This window comes from Streptomyces sp. NPDC034037, from assembly GCF_055575715.1.
Genome location: NZ_JBVISC010000004.1, coordinates 648,526 through 671,855 on the forward strand (window position 1 = coordinate 648,526; position 23,330 = coordinate 671,855).

The 23,330-nt window shown below is 73.4% G+C and carries 19 protein-coding genes; 14 read left to right on the forward strand and 5 right to left on the reverse strand.

What is annotated here, in order from left to right:
* The first annotated feature begins 89 nt into the window (after positions 1 to 89).
* Together manB and ACZ516_RS18110 are read left to right on the forward strand one after the other, a co-directional pair.
* Positions 90 to 1,172, forward strand: a complete 1,083-nt coding sequence (manB, locus tag ACZ516_RS18105; protein WP_469010996.1) for a mannose-1-phosphate guanylyltransferase — start codon at positions 90 to 92, stop codon at positions 1,170 to 1,172.
* 145 nt (positions 1,173 to 1,317) lie between these two features.
* Positions 1,318 to 2,313, forward strand: coding sequence for a DNA-3-methyladenine glycosylase family protein (locus ACZ516_RS18110; RefSeq protein ID WP_361085871.1), 996 nt, complete (start codon positions 1,318 to 1,320; stop codon positions 2,311 to 2,313).
* 263 nt (positions 2,314 to 2,576) lie between these two features.
* On the opposite strand, the gene ACZ516_RS18115 is transcribed toward ACZ516_RS18110, so the two are convergent.
* The 3 genes from ACZ516_RS18115 to ACZ516_RS18125 are packed head-to-tail and all read right to left on the reverse strand — an operon-like array spanning position 2,577 to position 5,465.
* Complete coding sequence (locus ACZ516_RS18115; RefSeq protein WP_469010998.1) at positions 2,577 to 3,962, reverse strand: coenzyme F420-0:L-glutamate ligase; 1,386 nt, start codon at positions 3,960 to 3,962, stop codon at positions 2,577 to 2,579.
* Positions 3,959 to 4,915 (reverse strand): 2-phospho-L-lactate transferase, encoded by a 957-nt coding sequence (gene cofD / locus ACZ516_RS18120; protein ID WP_358589076.1) that lies wholly within the window; start codon positions 4,913 to 4,915, stop codon positions 3,959 to 3,961. Before cofD ends, ACZ516_RS18115 begins: the two co-directional genes overlap by 4 nt.
* Positions 4,916 to 4,949: 34 nt before the next feature.
* Positions 4,950 to 5,465 carry a cysteine dioxygenase gene (locus ACZ516_RS18125; protein WP_469011000.1) on the reverse strand — a complete coding sequence of 172 codons (516 nt, stop codon included), beginning with the start codon at positions 5,463 to 5,465 and terminating at the stop codon, positions 4,950 to 4,952.
* 630 nt (positions 5,466 to 6,095) lie between these two features.
* On the opposite strand from ACZ516_RS18125, the gene ACZ516_RS18130 reads away from it, so the two are divergent.
* From ACZ516_RS18130 to ACZ516_RS18140, 3 genes are all read left to right on the forward strand, one after another.
* Positions 6,096 to 6,359 (forward strand): WhiB family transcriptional regulator, encoded by a 264-nt coding sequence (locus ACZ516_RS18130; RefSeq protein ID WP_358589073.1) that lies wholly within the window; start codon positions 6,096 to 6,098, stop codon positions 6,357 to 6,359.
* A gap of 237 nt (positions 6,360 to 6,596) precedes the next feature.
* Entirely contained in the window at positions 6,597 to 10,193 is a 3,597-nt protein-coding gene (locus tag ACZ516_RS18135) for a glycosyltransferase family 2 protein (RefSeq protein ID WP_469011002.1), read from the forward strand.
* Positions 10,190 to 11,686 (forward strand): DUF5719 family protein, encoded by a 1,497-nt coding sequence (locus ACZ516_RS18140; protein WP_469011004.1) that lies wholly within the window; start codon positions 10,190 to 10,192, stop codon positions 11,684 to 11,686. The genes ACZ516_RS18135 and ACZ516_RS18140 overlap by 4 nt, the downstream gene beginning before the upstream one ends.
* A gap of 34 nt (positions 11,687 to 11,720) precedes the next feature.
* On the opposite strand, the gene ACZ516_RS18145 is transcribed toward ACZ516_RS18140, so the two are convergent.
* A complete protein-coding gene (locus tag ACZ516_RS18145) occupies positions 11,721 to 12,173 on the reverse strand; it encodes a metallopeptidase family protein (protein WP_358588574.1) in 453 nt (150 codons plus the stop codon).
* A 258-nt stretch (positions 12,174 to 12,431) separates the two neighbouring features.
* Here ACZ516_RS18145 and ACZ516_RS18150 point away from each other — a divergent pair, with 258 nt between their 5' ends.
* The 8 genes from ACZ516_RS18150 (at position 12,432) to ACZ516_RS18185 (ending at position 20,913) form a co-directional block, all read left to right on the forward strand.
* Positions 12,432 to 12,857, forward strand: coding sequence for a DUF3499 domain-containing protein (locus ACZ516_RS18150; RefSeq protein WP_358588573.1), 426 nt, complete (start codon positions 12,432 to 12,434; stop codon positions 12,855 to 12,857).
* Between the two features lie 171 nt (positions 12,858 to 13,028).
* Positions 13,029 to 14,390 carry a phosphomannomutase/phosphoglucomutase gene (locus ACZ516_RS18155; protein ID WP_469011005.1) on the forward strand — a complete coding sequence of 454 codons (1,362 nt, stop codon included), beginning with the start codon at positions 13,029 to 13,031 and terminating at the stop codon, positions 14,388 to 14,390.
* 171 nt (positions 14,391 to 14,561) lie between these two features.
* A complete protein-coding gene (locus tag ACZ516_RS18160) occupies positions 14,562 to 14,738 on the forward strand; it encodes a Trm112 family protein (protein ID WP_358588566.1) in 177 nt (58 codons plus the stop codon).
* A gap of 84 nt (positions 14,739 to 14,822) precedes the next feature.
* Positions 14,823 to 16,031, forward strand: a complete 1,209-nt coding sequence (locus tag ACZ516_RS18165) for an SIS domain-containing protein (protein ID WP_469011008.1) — start codon at positions 14,823 to 14,825, stop codon at positions 16,029 to 16,031.
* 124 nt (positions 16,032 to 16,155) lie between these two features.
* Positions 16,156 to 17,307, forward strand: a complete 1,152-nt coding sequence (manA, locus tag ACZ516_RS18170; protein ID WP_469011010.1) for a mannose-6-phosphate isomerase, class I — start codon at positions 16,156 to 16,158, stop codon at positions 17,305 to 17,307.
* Between the two features lie 111 nt (positions 17,308 to 17,418).
* The gene (locus ACZ516_RS18175) at positions 17,419 to 18,378 is read left to right on the forward strand and encodes a cation diffusion facilitator family transporter (RefSeq protein WP_469011011.1); all 960 of its coding nucleotides are present in this window, start codon (positions 17,419 to 17,421) and stop codon (positions 18,376 to 18,378) included.
* A 365-nt stretch (positions 18,379 to 18,743) separates the two neighbouring features.
* Complete coding sequence (gene ahcY, locus ACZ516_RS18180; protein ID WP_361085899.1) at positions 18,744 to 20,201, forward strand: adenosylhomocysteinase; 1,458 nt, start codon at positions 18,744 to 18,746, stop codon at positions 20,199 to 20,201.
* 97 nt (positions 20,202 to 20,298) lie between these two features.
* Positions 20,299 to 20,913 (forward strand): hypothetical protein, encoded by a 615-nt coding sequence (locus ACZ516_RS18185; protein ID WP_469011012.1) that lies wholly within the window; start codon positions 20,299 to 20,301, stop codon positions 20,911 to 20,913.
* A 56-nt stretch (positions 20,914 to 20,969) separates the two neighbouring features.
* Here ACZ516_RS18185 and ACZ516_RS18190 read toward each other — a convergent pair whose 3' ends face one another.
* On the reverse strand, positions 20,970 to 21,911 hold the full coding sequence (locus ACZ516_RS18190) for an RDD family protein (protein ID WP_469011014.1): 942 nt from the start codon (positions 21,909 to 21,911) through the stop codon (positions 20,970 to 20,972).
* An 86-nt stretch (positions 21,912 to 21,997) separates the two neighbouring features.
* On the opposite strand from ACZ516_RS18190, the gene ACZ516_RS18195 reads away from it, so the two are divergent.
* Positions 21,998 to 23,005, forward strand: coding sequence for a stage II sporulation protein M (locus tag ACZ516_RS18195; RefSeq protein WP_469011015.1), 1,008 nt, complete (start codon positions 21,998 to 22,000; stop codon positions 23,003 to 23,005).
* The last annotated feature ends 325 nt before the right edge of the window (positions 23,006 to 23,330 follow it).

Here is a 23,330-nt window from a genome sequence, read left to right on the forward strand (position 1 = left end):
GTGAACGGCACCATCTGCACATCCGTCTGCATACACTGGCCGGCCGAAACCCACGTTCGGCCGGCCCCAGCAGGAAGCAGAGACGACAGGTGACAGAAGCGATCCTCCTGGTCGGCGGCAAGGGGACCCGGCTGCGGCCGCTCACGGTCCACACCCCCAAACCGATGGTCCCGGCGGCCGGCGTCCCGTTCCTCACCCATCAGCTGGCACGGGCCCGCGCGGCGGGCGTGGAGCACATCGTCCTCGCCACCTCCTACCTCGCCGAGGTCTTCGAGCCGTACTTCGGCGACGGCTCCGCGCTCGGCCTGCACATCGAGTACGTCACCGAGACCGAGCCCCTCGGCACGGGCGGCGCCATCCGCAACGTGGCGTCGCGGCTGCGCTCGGGGCCCGGTGAACCCGTCCTGATCTTCAACGGCGACATCCTCACCGGCCTGGACATCCGCGCCCTGGTCGCCACGCACGAGACGTCCGGCGCCGACGTCTCCCTGCACCTGACCCGGGTCGCGGACCCGAGGGCGTACGGCCTGGTCCCCACGGACGCCACCGGCCGGGTCACGGCCTTCCTGGAGAAGCCGCAGACCCCCGAGGAGATCGTCACCGACCAGATCAACGCGGGCGCCTACGTCTTCCGCCGCTCGGTCATCGACACGATCCCCGAGGGCCGGCCCGTCTCCGTCGAACGCGAGACGTTCCCCGACCTCCTCTCCCGCGGCGCCCACCTCCAGGGCATGGTCGACTCCACGTACTGGCTGGACCTCGGCACGCCCCAGGCGTTCGTACGCGGCTCCGCCGACCTCGTCCTCGGTCGCGCCCCCTCCCCGGCGGTCCCCGGGCGGCGCGGCGAGAGCCTCGTCCTGCCCACCGCCTCCGTCGCCCCGGACGCCAAGCTCACCGGCGGCACGGTCATCGGTGAGAACGCCCGCGTCGGCGAGGGCGCGCGGATCCGCGGCAGCGCGGTCCTGGCCGGCGCCGTCGTCGAACCGGGCGCGGTGATCACGGACTGTCTCGTCGGCGTGAACGCCCGCGTCGGCGCCCGCGCGGTGCTCACCGGCGCGGTGATCGGCGACGGAGCGAGCGTCGGTGCCGACAACGAACTGCGCGAGGGCGTTCGCGTCTGGTGCGGTGCGACCCTCCCCGCGGGGGCGGTCCGCTTCTCCTCGGACCAGTGAGCCGCGCCGCTCCCGACCCGGCCGGCGACCCCGCTCGCCGGCTCGGTCGCCGGCTCTGACGGCGGCTCGGCCCGATCGGTGGCCGCCGCCTCGGCGCAGGGTGATGGCTCACCGGCGCGGCCCCGCGTCGCCTACCCTCGTAAGAATGTCCTCCCGTTTCGCCCCGCGCCCCTCCCGCACCTCTGTGCGCGGCGGCGAGACGGCCGTACCGGCGGGCGTCCCCCGGCAGGCCGCGGCGCCGCGCACGCGCGCGTGGCGGCCGCCCTTCCCGCTGGACCTGGGCGTGACCCTCGGTCCGCTGCGACGCGGCCCCGCCGACCCCACCTTCCGCATGACCCCCGACGGCTCGGTCTGGCGCACCGCCCGCACGCCCGAGGGCCCCGGCACCCTCCGCGTGGCGCAGCGCGCCGGCACCGTGGAGGCGGAGGCATGGGGGCCGGGCGCCGACTGGTTCCTCGACCGCCTGCCCACCCTCCTGGGCGAGTCGGACGACCCCTCGGCGTTCGTGCCCCGCCACCGCCTGGTCGCCGCGACGGCCCGCCGCCGGCCGGGGCTGCGCCTGGTCCGTACGGGCCTGGTCCTGGAGTCCCTGATCCCCTCGATCCTGGAACAGAAGGTCACGGCGGACGAGGCCTACCGCGCCTGGCGCCTCCTCGTCAGCGGCCACGGCGAGCCCGCCCCGGGCCCCGCCCCCCGGATGTACGTGATGCCGGACCCCCGCACTTGGTCCCTGATCCCCTCCTGGGAGTGGCACAAGGCGGGCGTGGACAACAAGCGGGCCTCGACGATCCTGCGCGCCGTGAAGGTGGCGGGCCGCCTGGAGGAAGCGGCGGCGATGGAACCGCCCGAGGCCCGGACCCGCCTGGAGGCCGTCCCCGGCATCGGCCCCTGGACCTCGGCGGAGACCGTCCAGCGCAGCAACGGCGCCCCCGACGCGGTGACGGTCGGCGACCTGCACCTGCCGGGCATCATCGGCCACGCTCTGGCGAACGACCGCGACGCGGACGACGAGGCGATGCTGGCCCTCCTGTCCCCCTACCCGGGCCAACGCCACCGAGCCACCCGCCTGATCCTCCTGAGCGGCCACACCCCACCCCGCAGAGCCCCCCGAATGCGCAAAACAAACATCGCCCTGCTCTAACACGCCGAGACCCCCCTCGGGGGCGCGGGGAACTGCGCAAACAACCCCCACGCACCCGCACAATGACACGGCGAGAAGGCCCCTCCAGGGGCGCGGGGAACTGCGCGAACAACCCCCACGCACCCGCACAATCACACGGCGGGAAGGCACCTCAGGGGCGCGGGGAACTGCGCAAAACCCCCCACGCACCCGCACGATCACACGGCGAGAAGGCCCCTCCAGGGGCGCGGGGAACTGCGCAAAACCCCAAAAACGGCAAACGCCTACCGCACGACAACAAACCCCCCCACATCCCGCTCCCCCCGCGCCGGAGGCACCCCCGCCGGATGCCCCACGGCAACCGCCCCCATGGGATCCCACGACCCCGGCAGCCCAAGAACGTCCCGCACGACCCCCCGGCAGAACATCGTCGACGAAACCCACGCGGAGCCCAACCGCTCCCCGGCCAGCGCGACCAGGAAATTCTGCACCCCGGCCCCCGCCGCGACCACGAACATCTCCCGCTCGGCCGTATCCCGCCGCGCGTCCCCGTACGTGTGGGAGCCGTCCATCACCAGACAGGGCACCACCAGATAGGGCGCGTTGCGCAGGACGTCCCCGCGCCGCACCCGCCTGGCGATGGCCTCCGGCGACTTCCCGTCCCGCCGCAGATCCGCGATCCACGCGTCGCGCATCGCGTCCAGCAGCTCCAGGCGCGCGGCGGCGGACTCCACGAGCACGAACCGCCACGGAGTGGTGTGGTGCGGCGCCGGCGCGGTGACCGCCGCGGCGACGGCGCGCCGCACGGCCCCGGGGTCGACCTCCTCGTCGGTGAACTCCCGCACGGTGCGCCGCAGCGCCACCGCCTCCCGCACCGCCTCGGACGTGCCGAGCCGGAACATGTCGTCCCGCGAGTCCCGCACGAGCGCCCGCGCCCCGGAATCACCCCCGGCCCCATCAGCGTCGACCCCAGAGCCAGACCCAGACCCGGCCCCAGAATCAGCGTCAGCGCCCGGGTGGCCCCCCACCACATGCCCGAGCCCCCGCACCACCGCGACCGGCAGCCCCGCCGCCTTCCCCTTGACGAGATCCCCCGCGGCGGCCAGCTCGTCGGCGGTGGCGACGACGGTCGCGCTCAGCGGATTGCCGTACGCGTCGACCCCGCCCCGCAGGTCGTCCAGGACCCGCACCCCCGAGGCACCGATGGCGACATCGGTGAGCCCGGCCCGCCAGGGCCGCCCGAAGGTGTCGGTGACGAGCACACCGACGTCCACGCCCAGCGCCTCCCGCAGCCCCTGACGCACGGCGCGCGCCGAGGCGTCGGGGTCCACCGGCAGCAACAGGACCGTCCCCGCGGGAGTGTTCGAGGCGTCGACGCCGGCCGCGGCCATCACGAGCCCCTGCCGGTTCTCGACGATCCGCAGCGTCCCGCGCCGCGCGACGACCCGCACGGTCTCCGCGTCGATGGCCGCCTCACGGTCGTCGGCCGCGACGAGTCGCCCCTCCGCCTTGCTGACGATCTTGGATGTGACGAGGACGACGTCCCCGTCGGCGAGCCCCGGTTCGGCGGCCGCGATCAGCTTGGCGAGGTCGTCGCCCTCACGCACCTCGGGCAGCCCGGGCACCGCCCACACCCGGAAGGACGGCCCCGCCCCGCCCCGCGTGGTCACGCCCGTACCTCCGAGGCGAGCGCGAGCGCCTGGCGGGCCATCTCCGCCGCCGCGTCGACGTCGGTCATCATCAGCGGCACGGCCCGGCACCGGATCCCGGCGCTCTCCACCCGCTCCACGACACCCGCGTCGACGCTGTCGACCAGCCATCCGTCGAGCAGCCCGCTGCCGTAGTGCTCGGCGACGGCGGCGGCGGTGGTCTCCACGCCGACGGCCGCGAGCACCTTGTCGGCCATGCCGCGCACGGGCGCGTCCCCGACGATGGGGGAGAGGCCGATCACGGGCACGCCCGCCTCGGCGATGGCCTCGCGGATGCCGGGCACCGCGAGGATGGTGCCGACGCTGACCACGGGGTTCGACGGCGGGAAGAGGATGATGTCGGCCTCGGCGATCGCTTCGAGGACGCCGGGCGCCGGCTTGGCCTGTTCGGCGCCGACGGGCACGATGGCGTGCGCGTCCACGGAGGCGCGCAGCCGTACCCAGTACTCCTGGAAGTGCACGGCCTTCCGCTCGCCGTCGACCGTGACGGCGACATGCGTCTCGACGCGGTCGTCGGACATGGGGATGAGCCGCACGCCGGGCTGCCACCGCTCGCACAGCGCCTGCGTGACGGCGCTGAGCGGATAGCCGGCGCCCAGCATCTGCGTCCGCACGATGTGCGTGGCGAAGTCCCGGTCGCCGAGCCCGAACCACTCCGGCCCGACCCCGTAGGCCGCCAGCTCTTCCTTGACCTTGAACGTCTCGTCCGTACGCCCCCAGCCCTGCTCCTCGTTGATGCCGCCGCCGAGCGTGTACATCACGGTGTCCAGGTCGGGGCAGACCTTCAGCCCGAACAGGTGAATGTCGTCACCGGTGTTGCCGATGACCGTGATGTCCGCGTCGGGCGCGGCCTTCTTCAGCCCGCGGAGGAAACGGGCGCCGCCGATGCCGCCGGCCAGAACCACAATGCGCATGGTGCCCAGCATGTCAGGCGGGTACGACAGTGCGTCAGGCGGTCACGACATCCTCCGCGACACCTTCGGCGGTGACCGCGGCGCACTGGGCCGCGTGCATCGGCATCTCGGTCAGGCCGGGGTAGTAGACGTGCAGGCTGACGGCCGGTTCGAGGCGGTCGTTGACGACCTCGTGGACATACCCCGGCGCGAAGACGCGCTGCGCGCCCGCCCCGAGCGACCGCGCGCCGTTGCGGGTGCGCTCGGACAACTCGCCCCGCAGGACCGTCAGTACACCCGAGGAGCGCCCGTGGTCGTGGCGGCCGCTGCCCTGGCCGGGCACCCAGGAGAGCAGCCACACCTCGTAGCCGGGCCCGGTGCGCAGGCGGTGGTACCAGCGGCTGGTGGCGTCGTAGCGGACGAGGTGCTCCCACTGGGAGCGGTCGGCGGCGATGGTGCGGGCGAGGCCGACGAACTCGGCCACGGTCGCGGGGTGCTCGCGGGTGGGCTGGAGCAGGTGCGGGACTTCGAGGATGTCGCCGGCGATCTGGAGGTCGCTGTCGCTGTTCATCGTGCGGTGGTTCCTCAACGTAAGAGTGTCGGGGTGTCGCGAAGGATGGGTGGAGCGCGGGGGAGAAGCGGGCAAGCACGGGGCAGGGCCCGGCAGGGTGAGGCGGGGAAAGCGGCTCGACGGCTGGAGGGACTCAACAGCTGGAGCAGGAACAGCGACAGCGCGCGTGGGCAGCACCGATGGACCCGCTGGTGCGGGTCATCGAAAGAGCCAGGTTCGCGAGCATGCCCACCAGGACACCCGCTCACACCTCCACTGTCAACTCGATGTCCGATATGTGGGATAGCTTTCACCTCATCCGGTTGTTCGGATAGGTGAAAGGTTTGTGCACCGGGTGCACGGGACACATGGCGCAGCAACCGGCACTCAAACATCGACGTCCTCCTGGGTGCGGCCCCCTGTGGGGCTCCTCGGGAGGGCGGTGCCGGCGGGTCCGTCGATGGGTGTCATGGTTTATGCCGATTTGAACACTTTCCGCATAGCCTTGGTTCCGCAGAGTGAATAAGAGGCCCAATAGCAGATCTCGGCTTGACTGGCCCGGATCAGCGCACTTGTAATTTCACTCGTGTCGTTCAGCCGGAACCGGTAACGGCAGCACCACGGGGACGCACAGACAGACGAGGGGCGCACATGACCGAGCTGGTTCAGGAACTGCTGGTCGAGGACGCGGACGAGGAACTCGGCTGGCAGGAGCGCGCACTGTGCGCCCAGACCGACCCCGAGTCCTTCTTCCCCGAGAAAGGCGGCTCCACGCGCGAGGCCAAGAAGGTCTGCCTCGCCTGTGAGGTCCGCTCAGAATGTCTTGAATACGCACTCGCGAACGACGAACGCTTCGGGATCTGGGGCGGCCTGTCGGAGCGTGAGCGCCGCAGACTGAAGAAGGCGGCGATGTGAGCGGAGCGCGCGCGAGCGCGTCCGCGCGGGTGTCGCCCCGTCCATCGGGCACCCACCTCCCCCGACCGCGTCTCCCCCGAACAGTGTGCGACGAACGGCCCGTCGCCCGTGGGTCATCCACAGGCGGCGGGCCGTTGTGGTGCCAGCCGTTAGTGTGGGGCCCCGTCCAAGACGCCCCGGCGCCCCCGCAGGGCGCAGGCGTCCCCCACAGTCCAGCGAACCGGGGCCCGTACCTCGATGTCCGTGCACAGCCATCCGGCAGCCCACCACGACGCTGCCGCCCCTGAGTTCCCGCGGCACGTCGTGACCGCGGTCCTCGTCTCCCACGACGGCGCCCGCTGGCTGCCCGACGCCCTGGCCGGGCTGCTCGGCCAGGAGCGGCCCGTGCAGCGGGCCGTGGCCGCGGACACCGGCAGCGCGGACGACTCCGCCCGCCTGCTCACCGAGGCCCTCGGACCCGACCGCGTACTGCACCTGGCCCGCCGCGCCGGCTTCGGCACCGCCGTCGAGGAGGCCGTCCGCACCGCCGCGGCGCCGACCCCCGAAGAGCTGCCGTACCTGCGGCGGCCGAGCGGCTGGGACCCGGTGAGCCGGACCTGGCGCGACGACGCGTACGACCTGCCGGACCTGCCGCACGGCGAACCGGTGCAGTGGCTCTGGCTCCTGCACGACGACTGCGCCCCCGAACCCCACGCCCTCGCCGAACTGCTGCGGGCCGTCGAGAACGAACACGCGCTCGGCAAGGACGTCGCCGTCGTCGGCCCCAAGCTCCGCGGCTGGTACGACCGCAGGCAGCTCCTGGAGGTCGGCGTCTCCATCGCCAACAGCGGCCGCCGCTGGACCGGCCTGGACCGCCGCGAACAGGACCAGGGCCAGCACGACCACGTACGCCCCGTGCTCTCCGTGTCCACCGCCGGCATGCTCATCCGCCGCGACGTGTACGAACAGCTCGGCGGCTTCGACCGCTACCTGCCGCTGATGCGCGACGACGTCGACCTGTGCTGGCGCGCGCACGCCGCGGGACACCGCGTCCTGGTCGCCCCCGACGCCGTCGTGCGGCACGCCGAGGCGTCCTCGCGCGAGCGCCGCACCGTCGACTGCGTCGGGCGCACGGCGACCTCGCCGCACCGCGTGGACAAGGCGGGCGCCGCCTACACCCTGCTGGCCAACGCCCGCTCCGCCGTGCTGCCGTGGGTCCTCTTCCGGCTCGTGTTCGGCACGCTCCTGCGCACGGTCACCTACCTCGTCGGCAAGGCGCCCGGCCAGGCCCTCGACGAGATCGCCGGACTGCTGGTGACGCTGCTGCGGCCGGGGCGCATCCTCGCCGCCCGCAGACAGCGCGGCAGGTCCGTGCTCGACGCGGGGGAGACGCGGGCCCTGTTCCCGCCCCCCGGCGCCACCGTGCGGGCCACCGTCGAACAGGCCGCCGGCGGTCTGCTCGGCCGCTCCGACACCGACGCCCCCACGGGAGCGGGACGGCACGGCGCCGTCGAGTCCGGGCCCGGCGGCGACGACGCCGACTTCCTGGAGATCGAGCAGTTCGCCCGCCTCAAGCGCGTCGCCCGCAAGCCGGGACCGATGCTCTTCGTCGTGCTCCTGTTCGTCTCCCTCGTCGCCTGCCGGGCCCTGCTCGGCGGCGGGGCGCTCGCGGGCGGCGCGCTGCTGCCCGCCCCCGCCGACTCCGCGGGCCTGTGGGCGCGCTACCTCGACGCCTGGCACCCCGTCGGCACGGGCGGCACCCAGGCCGCGCCGCCCTACCTCGCGCTCCTCGCGGGCCTGTCCAGCCTGCTGTTCGGCTCCACCGGCCTCGCGGTCACCGTGCTGCTCGTCGGCTCCGTGCCGCTGGCCGGCTTCGCCGCGTACTTCGCCTCGCGCCCCCTGGTCACCTCGCGCCTGCTGCGCGCCTGGGCGTCCGTCGCGTACGCCTTCCTGCCCGCCGCGACCGGCGCCCTCGCGGGCGGCCGCATCGGCACCGCCGTCCTCGCCGTCCTGCTGCCCCTCATCGCCCGCGCGGGCGCCGCGGCCGCCGGTCTCACGGCCTCCGGGGGCGCCCGCGGGACCTGGCGCGCCACCTGGGCGTACGCGCTGCTGCTGACCCTCGCCACGGCCTTCACGCCGATCGTCTGGCCGATCGCCCTGGTGCTCGGCCTCGCCCTGCTCGCGCTGCGCCGCCGCGACCTCGTCGGGTACGGGCCGCGCTTCCTCGCCGCGCTCGGCACCCCGCTGCTCCTGCTCGCCCCGTGGTCGCTGACGCTGCTGCCGTTCGGTTTCTTCAAGGAGGCGGGCCTGGAGTTCGGCGCCGGCTCCGCGAGCGCGCTCGACCTGCTCGGCACCAGCCCCGGCGGCCCCGGCACCGTGCACGGGCTGCTGCTCGCCGGCGTCGTCCTCGCCGCCCTCGGCGCCCTGCTGCGCGCCGAGCGGCAGCCGGCCATCCGCACCGCCTGGACGGCCGCCCTCGTCTCGCTGGTCTTCGCCGTCCTGTCGAACGACTCGGCGTGGGCGGGCCCCGCCACCCTCGGCTACGGCCTCGCGCTCCTCGCCGCCGCCGCCCTCGGCGCCGACGGGGCACGCGCGCGTGTCGCCGAACAGAGCTTCGGCTGGCGCCAGCCGACCGCCGCGCTCATCGCGTTCGCCGCCGCGGCCGGTCCGCTGCTCGGCGCCGCCGGATGGATGATCCGCGGCGCCGACGGGCCCCTGGAGCGGCGCGACCCGGTGCAGGTCCCCGCGTTCGTGGCGGAGGAGAGCGGCACGCAGGACCAGGCCCGCACCCTCGTGCTCGACAGCGGGTCGCCGGCCGAGGTCTCCTACACGCTCGTACGCGGCTCGGGCGCCCGGCTCGGCGACGCGGAACTGGCCGCGGCGGCCGGCACCGACGACCGGCTCGACGGCATCGTCGCCCGCCTCGTCGCCGGCTCCGGAGCCGACCAGGCCGACCACCTGGGCGGCTACGCCGTCCGCTACGTCCTCGTACGCCAGGGCGCGCCCCGCCAGATGAGCCGCACCCTCGACGCCACCCCCGGCCTGACCCGGCTCAGCCAGGAGGACGGCAGCGCCCTGTGGCGCGTGGACCGGCAGGTATCCCGGGCCGCCATCATCCCCAAGGGCGGCGACCCGGAGCCCGTCGCCGCGGGCCCCGTCGAACTGCACACGAAGATCCCCTCGGGCCGGGCGGGCCGCGTGCTGCGCCTGGCCGACTCCGCCGCCCCGGGCTGGACGGCGACCCTCGACGGCCGCCCGCTGCCGCGCACCACGCTGGACGGCTGGGCGCAGGGCTTCGAGCTGCCCGCCGCGGGCGGCCGCCTCGACGTCACCTACGACGCCCCGCTGGGCCACACCGCCTGGCTGTGGGCGCAGGGCGCGCTCGCCGTCGTCCTGGTGGTGCTCGCGCTGCCGGGCCGCCGCCGTCACGTCGACGACGACCTGCCCGAGGAGCCCGTCGTCCCGGCCCAGGCGGTCGAGGGCGAGGGCCGCAGGGCGCGCAGGCTGCGGGCCCAGAGCGAGCAGGCCGGCCCGGAGGCGGGCCAGGACGTGCCGCCGCCCCCGTCGTCCCCGGACCCGCACGCCGTCGTCCCGCGGCAGCAGTCGTACGACGCCTGGGAGGCGCCCGCCCCCGCCGACGCCGAGTACGGCACGTACGGCGCCGACCAGCCGTACCAGGACGGCGCCTACCCCGCCGAGACCTACGAGCCGGCCCCTCAGGAGCCGTACCGGGCGCAGCCCCACCAGGGCGGCCAGTACGACCCGTACGCCTCCTACCCCTCGTACGACCAGCCGCAGCCCCCGATGCCGCCGCACGGCACCGACAGCGAGCGCCCCGACGGGAGCCGACAGTGAACCGCGCCACCCAGTCCCTGATCGCCGTGGTCGTCGTGCTCGGCGCCGTCACCGGGTACGCCGCGTCGAGCGGCACCGACGGCGCGGGCGAGGACCGGGTGACGGCCGCCACGCGGCTGCCCGTGGAGCGCACCAGCCTGCTCTGCCCGGCGCCCAGCGCCTCCGACCTGGCCGAGACCTCGTACACCGCCTTCAGCCCGCGCACGAGCGGCGCCGGGAAAACCGGCAAGGCGGAGCTGGTCCCCGTCACCAAGCAGCTCACGGACGCCCCGCAGGAGGGCGCCAAGGGCAAGCACGCCAAGCCCTTCCTGACCCAGGAGACGGCGGGCGAGGCGGTCGGCGGCGAGGAGTCGGGGGGCGAGGCGCCCGTCCTCATCGGCACCGCCGAGGGCGCGCTCGCCCCCGGCTGGACCGTGCAGCAGACCACGACCTACTCGGCGGGCAGCGGCCGCGGCGCCCAGGGCACCAACTGCACCGCGCCCGACACGGACTTCTGGTTCCCGGGCACGAGCACCGCCAAGGGGCGCAGCGACTACATCCACCTGACGAACCCCGACGACTCCGCGGCCGTCGTCGACGTGGAGCTGTTCGGCTCGGACGGCGAGGTCACCTCCCCGGTGGGCGAGGCGATCCAGGTCCAGCCGCACTCCAGCGTCCCGGTGCTGCTGTCCACGCTCGCCGACAAGGCGTACACCAACCTCACGATGCACGTGAGCGCCCGCAGCGGCCGGGTCGCCGCCGCCGTGCAGTCCTCCGACGACAAGCTCGGCGGCGACTGGCTGCCGGCCGCCGCCGACCCCTCGCCGGTCGCCGTCCTGCCGGGCATCCCGAAGGACGCCACCTCGGTGCGGCTGATCGCCTTCGCGCCCGGCTCCGCGGACGCGGACCTGAAGGTGCAGCTCGCCTCGCCGACCGGCACGATCACCCCGGCCGGACACGAGGACCTCCATGTGAAGGCCGGGATGACGGCCGCCGTGGATCTCGGCGACGTCACCAAGGGCGAGGCTGGTTCGCTGCTGCTGTCCCCGGCCGACGAGCCGGTGCCCGTGGTGGCGGCGCTGCGCGTCACCCGGGGCAAGGGCGGTGCCCAGGAGACGGCGTTCATCCCGGCGACGGACCCGGTCGGCGCGCGCGCGACGGTCGCCGACAATCGCGCCAAGGGCTCCACGCTCTCCCTGGTGGCCCCGGACGCGACGGCGAAGGTGAAGGTCACGGCCTCGTCCGGCACCGAGGGCGGCTCACCGGTCGCCAAGACGTACACCGTCAAGGGCGGCACGACCCTGGAGATCGCGCACCCGCCGGTGCCCAGCGGCCTCAAGGGCGCGTACGCCCTCACCGTGGAGCCGGTGTCCGGCGGCGAGGTCCACGGCTCGCGGATGCTGGCGCTGCCCGAGGACGGCATCCCGATGTTCACCGTGCAGACGCTGCCGGACGACCGGGGGACGGTCGCGGTGCCGCGCGCGAAGCGGGACCTGAGGGTGCTGGAGAAGTAGCCGGGCCGGGCCCCGCCCGGCTCGGGGCCGCCGGTCAGTCGTCGTCGCCGTAGCGCGGGTCGACCGACTCGGGGGACAGGCCGAGCAGGTCGGCGACCTGCTCCACGACCACCTCGTGCACCAGGGCGGCGCGCTCGTCGCGCCCCTTGGTGCGGATCTCCACCGGCCGGCGGTAGATGATGACGCGGGCGGGGCGCCCCTCGGACGCCGAGAGGGAGCCGCCCAGCGGCACCACCTCGTCGCGCCACTCCCCGTCGGCCCCGCCGAGCGGCGGCACCTCCAGCACCAGGAAGTCGACGTCGGCCAGCTGTGGCCAGCGCCGTTCGAGACGCTCCACGGAGTCCTGCACGAGGTCCGTGAAGACCTCGGCACGGCTCGCCGACAGCGGCACCTGGGGAGGCGCCACGGGCCCGCGCATGCCTCTGCCGTGGCGGTCGCGGCGGCGGGGCCTCGGGTCTGCGGAACGGGGCTGCACGGAGTCGTCCATCACTGACGAAGCGTAGTCACGAGATCGCCCTTTCCGCACGGAACGCGGCATGTCGCTTCCTGACCGTTCCGGCCGAACTTGGACTCAATTCCGTATCTCTCCAAGACCGTCGATCTCACGCCAAATGACGTGATTCGCGCCATGTGGTGACCGGATTCAACACCACGCGCCCCACCGGCAACTGGCGTCCGCGCAGGTCAACACCGTGCTCGCGGGACGGGCCGGTTCGCGGGACGCGGCACGACACGGTGGAGTGACCTGAGGGAGAGTCGTCGCGGCCCGCTCAAGAGTGCGGTACCGTCCAACGTCGTGAGCCCTGTACGTCGCTGTTCGCGCACCGCTTGCGGCCGTCCCGCCGTCGCGACGCTGACGTACGTCTACGCCGACTCGACCGCGGTCCTCGGCCCCCTCGCCACCTACGCCGAACCCCACTGCTACGACCTGTGCGCCGAGCACTCCGAGCGCCTCACCGCGCCCCGTGGCTGGGAGGTCGTCCGGCTCGCCGACGCCTCCGGCCCGGCCCGTCCCTCCGGCGACGACCTCGAAGCGCTGGCCAACGCCGTGCGCGAGGCGGCCCGCCCCCAGGAGCGCGCGGCCGAGGCGGGCGGCGGAGCCCGCAGGGCGGACCCCATGGAGGTCGCCCGGCGCGGCCACCTCCGCGTGCTGCGCTCGCCCGACTCCTGAACGCGTCCCCGCGCCCGTACGTCCCCCACAGCTGACCCCACCGCGGTTTGACGCCGCTCACACTTCGCCGCCCCCCGTTCGTCGCCGTCCGGTGCGGGTAGGTTTGGGACGACCGGCGTGGGGTGACCGACGTACCGACGTAACTCGCGGAACTTGCAGAGAGGGTTGGCCGTGACTGCTGATCTGTCCCAGATCGTGAAGGCGTACGACGTTCGCGGGGTGGTCCCGGACCAGTGGGACGAGACCCTGGCCGAGTTGTTCGGAGCGGCCTTCGCGCAGGTCACATCGGCGGACGCGATCGTGGTGGGCCACGACATGCGCCCCTCCTCGCCCGGCCTCTCGCGGGCCTTCGCGCGCGGCGCGGCGGCCCGCGGCGTCGACGTCACCGAGATCGGCCTGTGCTCCACGGACCAGCTGTACTACGCCTCGGGCGCGCTGAACCTGCCGGGCGCGATGTTCACGGCCTCCCACAACCCCGCCCAGTACAACGGCATCAAGATGTGCCGCGCGGGCGCGGCCCCGGTCGGCCAGGACACCGGCCTCGCGGAGATCCGCGCCCTGGTGGAGGGCTGGTCCGAGACCGGCGCCCCCGAGCCCGCGGCGACCCCCGGCACCCTCACCCGGCGCGACACCCTCACCGACTACGCGGCGCACCTGCGCGGCCTGGTCGACCTCACCGCCAGCCGCTCGCTGAAGGTCGTGGTCGACGCGGGCAACGGCATGGGCGGCCACACCGTCCCCACCGTCTTCGAGGGCCTGCCCCTGGAGCTGGTGCCGATGTACTTCGAGCTGGACGGCACCTTCCCCAACCACGAGGCGAACCCCCTGGACCCGGCCAACATCGTGGACCTCCAGGAGCGGGTGCGCGCCGAGGGCGCCGACCTCGGCATCGCCTTCGACGGCGACGCGGACCGCTGCTTCGTGGTGGACGAGAACGGCGCCCCCGTCTCCCCGTCGGCCATCACCGCCCTGGTCGCCTCCCGCGAGCTGGCCAAGCACGGCGGCGGCACGGTCATCCACAACCTGATCACCTCCTGGTCCGTCCCGGAGGTCGTCAAGGAGAACGGCGGCACGCCCGTGCGCACGCGCGTGGGCCACTCCTTCATCAAGGCGGAGATGGCCAGGACCGGCGCGATCTTCGGCGGCGAGCACTCCGCGCACTACTACTTCAAGGACTTCTGGAACGCGGACACGGGCATGCTCGCCGCCCTCCACGTCCTCGCGGCCCTCAGCGAGCAGGACGGCCCGCTGTCCGCGCTCGTCGCCCAGTACGACCGCTACGCCGGCTCCGGCGAGATCAACTCCACGGTGGACGACCAGACCGCCCGCCTGGCCGCGATCAAGAGCGCGTACGCCGCCCAGGACGGCGTCACCCTGGACGAGCTGGACGGCCTGACGGTGACCGCCGCCGACTGGTGGTTCAACGTCCGCGCCTCCAACACCGAGCCCCTGCTGCGGTTGAACGTCGAGGCCCGCGACGAGCCCACCATGGCCAAGGTGCGCGACGAGGCCCTCGCGATCATCCGCGGCTGACGGCCCCCGGGCCGCCTCGCGCGGAGGTAGGCTGACCAGGCCGCATCCTGTGAGGCGGCCCCGCGAACCCCGCACCCGGGGAGCGCGGCGCGGCGCCTCGCAGGGGCCAGCGGCACACCGCCTCGCGCCCGCCGCGAGAACCTCACCGCATCAGCTCGAAGGGACCCACCCATGGCGCTCGAAGCCGGCCTCCTGGAGATCCTCGCCTGCCCGGCCTGTCACGCCCCCCTCAAGGAGACGGACACCGAGCTGATCTGCACGGCGGACGCCAAGGAGTGCGGCCTGGCCTACCCCGTCCGCGACGGCATCCCCGTCCTGCTGGTCGACGAGGCCCGCCGCCCCGCGTAACGGCACCCCGCGCAGGGCATACGCCCCGGCACGACCCAGCAGCGTGCGCGGAGAGCCGCGCACGGCGATCGGAGGCCGCAACCCATGCTCGACGAGTCGTTGCTCGACACCCCCGAGGCCCTGACCCGGGCCGACCGCCGCGGCCTGCTGCGCGGCGCGGCCGAGGCCGGCGCCCGGGTCCGCACCGCGGTCCGGCACGCCACCGAATCGGGTCTGACCGAGCTGAAGCCGGACGGCCGCCCCCGCGCCATCCTCATCGCGGGACCGGGCACCGCGGCCGTCTGCGTCGCCGACCTGCTCGACGGCCTCGCGGGCGCCGGCTGCCCCGTCGTACGCCTGGCCCCCACCGGCGTCGCCCCCGCCGCGGGCGCCCTGCGCTGGGCGCTGCCCGGCTGGGCGGGCCCCGTCGACCTGCTGCTCATCGCCACCCCGGACGGCTCCGAACCGGGCCTGACGCTCCTCGCCGAGCAGGCCTACCGCCGCGGCTGCACGGTCGTGGCCGTCGCCCCCGCGCGCACCCCGCTGGCCGAGGGCGTCGCGGGCAGCCACGGCCTGACCGTCCCCCTGGCCACCTCGCCCTACGGCGCCTACGAGGGCGCGCACGGCGACACCGACCGCGACTCCCTCTCGTACGAGGCACGCCGCGTCGAGGACGAGGCCGCGCCCGGCGCCCCCGGCACCCTGTGGGCCCTCCTCGTCCCGCTCCTCGTGCTCCTGGACCGCACCGGCCTGATCGAGGCCCCGGTCGACGCGCTGCACAAGGTCGCCGACCGCCTCGACCGCGTCGCCGAACGCTGCGGCCCGGCCATCGCCACCTACAGCAACCCCGCCAAGACGCTCGCCGCCGAGCTGGCCGACGCGCTCCCGCTCATCTGGACCGAGGGCCGCGCCGCGGCCGCCGCGGGCCGCCGCTTCGCCGCCACCCTGGCCGAACTGTCCGGGCGCGCCGCGCTCGCCGCCGAACTGCCCGAGGCCCTGCCTGCCCACGGCTGCCTGCTCGCGGGCAACCCCGCGGGCGGCGACGACACCGACGACACCGACGACTTCTTCCGCGACCGCGTCGACGACCCGGCCGCCCTTCGCGCGCGCGTGGTGCTGCTCCGCGACCGGCCGGTGGACGCCGGAGGCCTCTCCGCGGCCCCCGCCGCCCGCGAACTGGCGCACGGCCACGACGTCGCGCTCAGCGAGCTGGAGCCGGAGGCCGGCGACGAACTGGAAGCCCTCGCGGAACTGATCGCCGTCACGGATTTCGCCGCCGTTTACCTGGCGCTCGCCGCCGGGGACCGATCATGACCGGACACCGGGCCATGACCGCGGCGACACCGGCCGTACCGACTCCGGCAACGAGGCCGGCCGCGGTGATGCCGCCCGCCCGCCAGCAGCCGCGTACGCGGCACCAGTAAGGGAGATCCCCTCCGTGGACCGCCTCACCAACACCATCCGCCCCTACGCCTGGGGTTCGACCACCGCCATCGCGGAGCTCCTGGGGGTGGCGCCGAGCGGGGAACCGCAGGCCGAGATGTGGATGGGCGCCCACCCGGGCGCGCCCTCGCGCACCGGGCGCGGCGCGCTGCACGACCTCATCGACGCGGACCCGGAGCGCGAGCTGGGCGCGGCCGCCGTCGCCAGGTTCGGCCCGCGCCTGCCCTTCCTCCTCAAGGTCCTCGCGGCCGGCGCCCCGCTCTCCCTCCAGGTCCACCCGGATCTCGCCCAGGCGAAGGAGGGCTACGAGGACGAGGAGCGCCGGGGCGTCCCGATCGACGCCCCGCACCGCAACTACAAGGACGCCAACCACAAGCCCGAACTGATCTGCGCCCTCACGCCGTTCGACGGCCTGTGCGGCTTCCGCGCCCCCGCGCGGACCGCCGACCTGCTGGAGGCCCTCGGCGTCGACTCCCTCAAGCCGTACGTCGATCTGCTGCGCGCCCACCCCGAGGAGGGCGCCCTGCGCGAGGTCCTGACGGCCGTGCTGAGCGCCGACCCCGAGGAGATGGCCGCGACGGTCGCGGAGTTCACGGCCGCCGCCCAGCGCCTCGGCGGGGTCTACGAGCCCTACGCGGCCATCGCCCACCACTACCCCGGCGACCCCGGCGTCATCGCCGCGACGCTGCTCAACCACGTACGGCTCCTGCCCGGCGAAGCCCTGTTCCTCGGCGCCGGCGTCCCGCACGCCTATCTCGAAGGCCTCGGCGTCGAGATCATGGCCAACTCCGACAACGTCCTGCGCTGCGGCCTGACCCCCAAGCACGTGGACGTGCCGGAGCTGCTGCGCGTCGTCCGTTTCGAGGCGACCGAGCCCGGCGTCCTGCGCCCCGAGGCGACGGCGGCCGGGGAAGAGGTCTACGACACCCCGACCGACGAGTTCCGGCTCTCCCGCTTCGTCCTGTCCGAGGGCGCGGCCCCGCACGACCTGACCGCCCCCACCCCGCAGATCCTGCTCTGCGCCGCAGGCGAGGTCCACGCGGGCGAACTGTCCCTGACGCCCGGACAGTCCGCCTTCGTCCCCGCGGGAGAAAAGGCGGAAGTGTCCGGGTCGGGCACGGTTTTCCGGGCCACTGTGGTGGCCTGACGCGGCAGCGCCCTGCCGTGCTGCAACAATGACCCACCGCAAAGGGCGGGCAAAGCACTGCCCGTCGGCGACGGCCGAGCACACACGAAGGCGAAGGGACCCCCGGCACTTATGAGCGCGTCAGGCGGAACAAAGGCGATCGTCGCGGCACTCGGCGCGAATCTGGCGATCGCGGTGGCGAAATTCGTCGCGTTCATCTTCAGCGGCTCGTCCTCGATGCTCGCCGAGAGCGTCCACTCGCTCGCCGACTCGGGCAACCAGGGGCTCCTGCTCCTCGGCGGCAAGAAGGCCCAGCGCGAGGCGACCCCGCAACACCCCTTCGGCTACGGCCGCGAGCGCTACATCTACGCCTTCCTCGTCTCGATCGTCCTCTTCTCGGTCGGCGGCATGTTCGCGATCTACGAGGGCTACGAGAAGATCAAGCACCCGCACGAGATCGAGCACTGGTACTGGCCCGTCGGCGTCCTGGTGTTCGCGATCCTCGCGGAGGGCTTCTCCTTCCGGACCGCCATCAAGGAGTCCAACCACACGCGCGGCAACCTCTCCTGGCGGGAGTTCGTCCGCCGCGCCAAGGCCCCCGAGCTGCCGGTCGTCCTCCTGGAGGACCTCGGCGCGCTCGTCGGCCTGATCCTCGCCCTCGGCGGTGTCGGCCTGGCCATCGCCACCGGCGAAGGCGTCTGGGACGGCATCGGCACGCTCTGCATCGGCGTCCTGCTCATCACCATCGCGATCATCCTGGCCGCGGAGACCAAGTCGCTGCTGCTCGGCGAGGCCGCGGGCGTCGAGGAGGTCAGGAAGATCGAGCAGGCCGTGGTCGACGGCGACACCGTCACCAGGCTCATCCACATGCGCACGCTGCACCTCGGCCCCGAGGAGCTGCTCGTCGCCGCCAAGATCGCCGTCCGGCACGACGAGACCGCGGGGAAGGTCGCCGCGGCCATCAACGCCGCCGAGGACCGCATCCGCACGGCGGTCCCGATCGCCCGCGTGATCTACCTCGAACCGGACATCTACAGCGAGGCCGCGGCGGCCGAGGGCAGCGATCCGGCCAAGACCCCCGGCGGCCACTGACCGCCCGCCGTCCGCACGCCGGACCCCGATCCCTGAGCCGATGGGCCCCGCAGCGCGCCGGTGCGGGGCCCATCGGCGTACGGGGAGCCCGTCGGCGTACGAGAAGCCCTCCGCGCAAGGCGGAGCCCGGCTGCTTCGGGCCGCGGGCGCGGAGGCGGGCTGTGGTTCGCCGGGTCCCCCGGTGTAGCTTGGGTGACTGAGCCAGACGTCGCTGCTGATGGCGGTCGGGCGGTCCGCGCACGGACCGGCCGAGGGAGAGAGGGCCTCCGACGGACTGCGCTGCGCGCGCCGGTGCGTCCTCGTACCCGACGCCGCAGGTCAGCCATGCCCACCCTCGACCCACCACACGAGGAGCAGCTCAACTCATGACGACTGCCACCAACGGCCAGGACTTCAAGGTCGCCGACCTCTCCCTCGCCGAGTTCGGCCGCAAGGAGATCACGCTCGCCGAGCACGAGATGCCCGGCCTGATGTCGATCCGCAAGGAGTACGCCGCCGCGCAGCCGCTCGCCGGCGCCCGCGTCACCGGCTCCCTGCACATGACCGTGCAGACCGCCGTGCTCATCGAGACCCTGGTCGCCCTCGGCGCCGAGGTCCGCTGGGCCTCCTGCAACATCTTCTCCACCCAGGACCACGCCGCCGCGGCCATCGCCGTCGGCCCGAACGGCACTCCGGACAACCCCCAGGGCGTCCCGGTCTTCGCCTGGAAGGGCGAGACCCTCGAAGAGTACTGGTGGTGCACGGAGCAGGCGCTGACCTGGCCGAACACCCCCACCGGCGGCCCGAACATGATCCTGGACGACGGCGGCGACGCCACGCTCCTGGTCCACAAGGGCGTCGAGTACGAGAAGGACGGCAAGGTCCCCTCGCCCGACACCGCCGACTCCGACGAGCACCGCGTCGTGTTGGAGCTCCTCAACCGCACCATCACCGAGGGCTCGCAGAAGTGGACCCAGCTCGCCTCGGAGATCCGCGGCGTGACCGAGGAGACCACGACCGGTGTCCACCGCCTGTACGAGATGCACCGTGACGGCACCCTGCTGTTCCCGGCGATCAACGTGAACGACGCCGTGACCAAGTCGAAGTTCGACAACAAGTACGGCTGCCGCCACTCGCTCATCGACGGCATCAACCGCGCCACCGACGTCCTCATCGGCGGCAAGACCGCCGTCGTCTGCGGCTACGGCGACGTGGGCAAGGGCTGCGCGGAGTCCCTGCGCGGCCAGGGCGCCCGCGTGATCATCACGGAGATCGACCCGATCTGCGCGCTCCAGGCCGCCATGGACGGCTACCAGGTCACGACACTCGACGAGGTCGTCGACAAGGCCGACATCTTCGTCACGACCACGGGCAACAAGGACATCATCATGGCCTCCGACATGGCCAAGATGAAGCACCAGGCGATCGTGGGCAACATCGGCCACTTCGACAACGAGATCGACATGGCCGGCCTGGCCGCCATCCCCGGCATCGTCAAGGACGAGGTCAAGCCGCAGGTCCACACCTGGACGTTCCCCGACGGCAAGGTCCTGATCGTGCTGTCCGAGGGCCGCCTGCTCAACCTGGGCAACGCGACCGGCCACCCGTCCTTCGTGATGTCCAACTCGTTCGCGGACCAGACCCTGGCCCAGATCGAGCTGTTCACCAAGCAGGAGGAGTACCCGACCGACGTCTACGTGCTCCCCAAGCACCTGGACGAGAAGGTCGCCCGCCTGCACCTGGACGCGCTCGGCGTGAAGCTCACGACGCTCCGTCCCGAGCAGGCCGCGTACATCGGTGTCGAGGTCGAGGGCCCGTACAAGTCGGACCACTACCGCTACTGACGGCTGCGCCCGCAGTTCGGCCCCACTTCAGCAGGCCCTCGCCCCCGTGGCGGGGGCCTGCCCCCGTTGCCCCGACCGAGGACCAGGACCCAAGCCCATGCCCCGCGGCCGCTATTCGCTCCACGATCCGCACGATCGCACCCCCCTCGGCGAAGAACACTTCCACTGCGCGCCCGGCCCCTCCGGCTGGCGCTACGTCTCCCAGCGGACCACCCCCGCCGGCACCCCCGCGGGCTCCGTCGACCTCGCGCTCGACGACCGGGGCCGCCCCATCCGCCTCGAACTGCACGCGGGCGACTGGCAGGTCCGCGCCGCCGCCCTCAACGGCGTCACCTGGGTCCGCACCGACCCCACCGGCGCCCACGCCACCGAGGACAACGCGCCCGCCCACGCCTTCACCGGCACATCCCCCGCCTTCCTCGTCGCGACGGCCCGGCTCCTGCAGCTGACCCCCGCTTCCCCCGCGACCCGCGTCCGCCTGGTCGCCTTCACGGACCCGGTCCTCGCCCCCCGCACGCTCGACCAGTCCTGGGCCCTGCTGAAGAGAGAAGCACACGCCACTGACAGCGGCCCGCTGACCGTGGACGAGTACCAGGTCACAGCCCTGGACACCGGCGAACAGCACGCGGTCCACCTCACCGGCGACGTCGTCCTCGCGGCCCCCGGCATCGAACTCGAACACCTCGAAACACCGCCGTCGACCTTCAACTGACGCCGGAGGCCTGACCCTTCCCGCCTGACACCTGATGCCTGATGCCTGGCACCCGGCTAGACCGGCGGCACGAAGCCCGTCGACGGAGGCGCGGCCCCATCACCCCCCACCCCGCCCGGCGGCGGCGCCACGGTGCTCGGAGCGGGCCAGTCCCGACCAGCAGGGGGCCCAGCAGCCGTATCCGGAACAGGCGAACCGGGATCAGGCGAACCGGACGCAGGTGAACCAGGAGCAGGCGAACCGCCGAACTCCCCGCCGAAGACCCGCCGCGCATCCCGCGCCTGCCGCTCATGCACGACAGCCGCCAGATACGCGGCCGGCGGCACGCCCTCGGGCGCGGGAGCCCCCGTCCGCTCCGCCAGATCACCGGCCAGCCGCTCCGCCATCGACCAGCCCACCCGCGGATCCAGCTGCCCCATCCGCGTCAGGTACTGACGGATCGCGAGCCACAGCCCCTCCGGCACCCCGGACAGATCGAGCCCGGCGAACCGCCCCAGCAGCCAGGGCGGCGGCGGAGGCACGAACACCGGCCGCCCCACGGGCACCCGCTCACGTACGACCAGCGTGCCCGCGAACACATCCCCGAGCCGCCGCCCCCGCGCCGACACCAGCGACGCGACGCAGGCCACCACCCCGAACGTCATGAGGATCTCCACGACGCCGACGGCGCCCCGCACCAGCGCGTGCCGGAACCGGATCGGCCCGCCGTCGTCCCGCACCACCCGCAGCCCGCACGCCAGCTTCCCCAGCGAACGCCCGTGACTGAGCGTCTCCACCGCGATCGGCCCGCCGACCGGGATGAGAAGGAAACCGGCGACGGCGACCGCCGCGGCCGCCGCGTCGTCCAGCGAGGACGTCGAGGCGACGACCCCGACCATCACCGCCAGATACACCGCCCACACCACCACCAGGTCGAGCAGCAGGGCCAGCGCCCGGCTCGGCAGCTTCGCGGGGCGCAGCTCCAGCGCCACCGCCTCACCCGTCACCAGCTCACTCACGCCCGCCGCCCTTCCCCGCCCTGCCGTAGGAGTGGCCAGTCTGCCAAGCTGAGCAGTCACGCCGCAGTACGAGGAGCAGCCACCCGATGGACCTCGACGTCTTCGTGACCGCCCACCGAGCCGAGTGGGACCGCCTGGAGGCCCTGCTGCGCCGCCGACGCCGTCTCACCGGGGCCGAGGCGGACGAGCTGGTCACCCTCTACCAGCGCACCGCCACTCATCTCTCCCTGATCCGGTCCAGTGCTCCGGACCCGCAGCTGACCGGACGCCTGACCCAGCTGGTGGCCCGCGCCCGCAGCGCCGTGACCGGCACCCGCCAGGCTTCGTGGCGTGACGTGACCCGCTTCCTTACGGAGGGCTTCCCCGCGGGGGTCTACCGCTCCCGCCACTGGTGGGTCCCCGCCGCGCTGCTCTCGACAGTCCTCGCGACCGTCATCGGCTGGTGGGTTGCCACCCACCCCGAGGTCCAGTCCTCGATCGCCGCCCCCGGCGACCTGCGGAAGCTGACCCGACCGGGCGGTGAGTACGAGACGTACTACTCCAGCCACCCCGCCGCATCTTTCGCGGCCCAGGTCTGGACGAACAACGCGCAAGCCGCGGCGATGTGCCTCGTCCTGGGCGCCTTCCTCTGCTTCCCGGTCATCTGGATCCTCTTCCAGAACATGCTCAACCTCGGGGTCGGCATGGGCCTGATGTCCTCGGCCGGCCGCCTCGACACCTTCCTCGGCCTGGTCCTCCCGCACGGCCTTCTCGAACTGACCGCCGTCTTCGTGGCCGCCGGTACCGGCCTGCGCCTCGGCTGGACGCTCATCGACCCGGGCCCCCGCACCCGCCGCACAGCGATGGCGGAGGAGGGCCGGGCGGCCCTCGGCATGGCGATCGGCCTGGCGTTGGTGCTGTTCGTCTCGGGCGCCATCGAAGGCTTCGTGACCCCGTCCGGCCTGCCGACCTGGGCCCGCGTCACCATCGGGGTCGCCGCCGAGCTGGCGTTCCTCGCGTACGTCTACGTCCTGGGCGGCAGAGCGGCCCGCGCGGGCGAAACGGGCGACCTGGCCGGAGCGGACCGCAGCGCCTCCGTCCCCACCGCTGCGTGATGTGCGCGAGACCCGGGGGAGCTGCTAGTCTCCTCTTCGCCCCGGAAAAACCGTTGACACGGCAGGCCCGGGGAGGTAGATTCGAACAGTTGCCTAGAGCTGGACAAGTCCAGCGGCGGCAGTTAAAGTCTGCTTGCTTCTCGAATTCACATAAACGAGAGAAGCCGCTCCCGATGAATCGGAACTGAAGCCGGTAAGACCGGCGGAAAACCTCTGATAAAGTCGGATCAGCCGAAAGGCAAAGGCCCTCCAACGGCCACCGGAAATGAAATCCGAACCGGAAACGGAACGGAAAACGGATCTGGTAAGGTTGGAAACACGAAAT

Excerpts from the sequence above, each read along its gene's own strand:
- ACZ516_RS18110 (WP_361085871.1), top strand. The coding sequence starts at position 1,318 with ATGTCCTCCCGTTTCGCCCCGCGCCCCTCCCGCACCTCTGTGCGCGGC.
- cofD (WP_358589076.1), bottom strand. The coding sequence starts at position 4,915 with ATGCGCATTGTGGTTCTGGCCGGCGGCATCGGCGGCGCCCGTTTCCTC.
- ACZ516_RS18125 (WP_469011000.1), bottom strand. The coding sequence starts at position 5,465 with ATGAACAGCGACAGCGACCTCCAGATCGCCGGCGACATCCTCGAAGTC.
- ACZ516_RS18130 (WP_358589073.1), top strand. The coding sequence starts at position 6,096 with ATGACCGAGCTGGTTCAGGAACTGCTGGTCGAGGACGCGGACGAGGAA.
- ACZ516_RS18135 (WP_469011002.1), top strand. The coding sequence starts at position 6,597 with ATGTCCGTGCACAGCCATCCGGCAGCCCACCACGACGCTGCCGCCCCT.
- ACZ516_RS18145 (WP_358588574.1), bottom strand. The coding sequence starts at position 12,173 with ATGGACGACTCCGTGCAGCCCCGTTCCGCAGACCCGAGGCCCCGCCGC.
- ACZ516_RS18160 (WP_358588566.1), top strand. The coding sequence starts at position 14,562 with ATGGCGCTCGAAGCCGGCCTCCTGGAGATCCTCGCCTGCCCGGCCTGT.
- ACZ516_RS18165 (WP_469011008.1), top strand. The coding sequence starts at position 14,823 with ATGCTCGACGAGTCGTTGCTCGACACCCCCGAGGCCCTGACCCGGGCC.
- ACZ516_RS18175 (WP_469011011.1), top strand. The coding sequence starts at position 17,419 with ATGAGCGCGTCAGGCGGAACAAAGGCGATCGTCGCGGCACTCGGCGCG.
- ahcY (WP_361085899.1), top strand. The coding sequence starts at position 18,744 with ATGACGACTGCCACCAACGGCCAGGACTTCAAGGTCGCCGACCTCTCC.
- ACZ516_RS18185 (WP_469011012.1), top strand. The coding sequence starts at position 20,299 with ATGCCCCGCGGCCGCTATTCGCTCCACGATCCGCACGATCGCACCCCC.
- ACZ516_RS18195 (WP_469011015.1), top strand. The coding sequence starts at position 21,998 with ATGGACCTCGACGTCTTCGTGACCGCCCACCGAGCCGAGTGGGACCGC.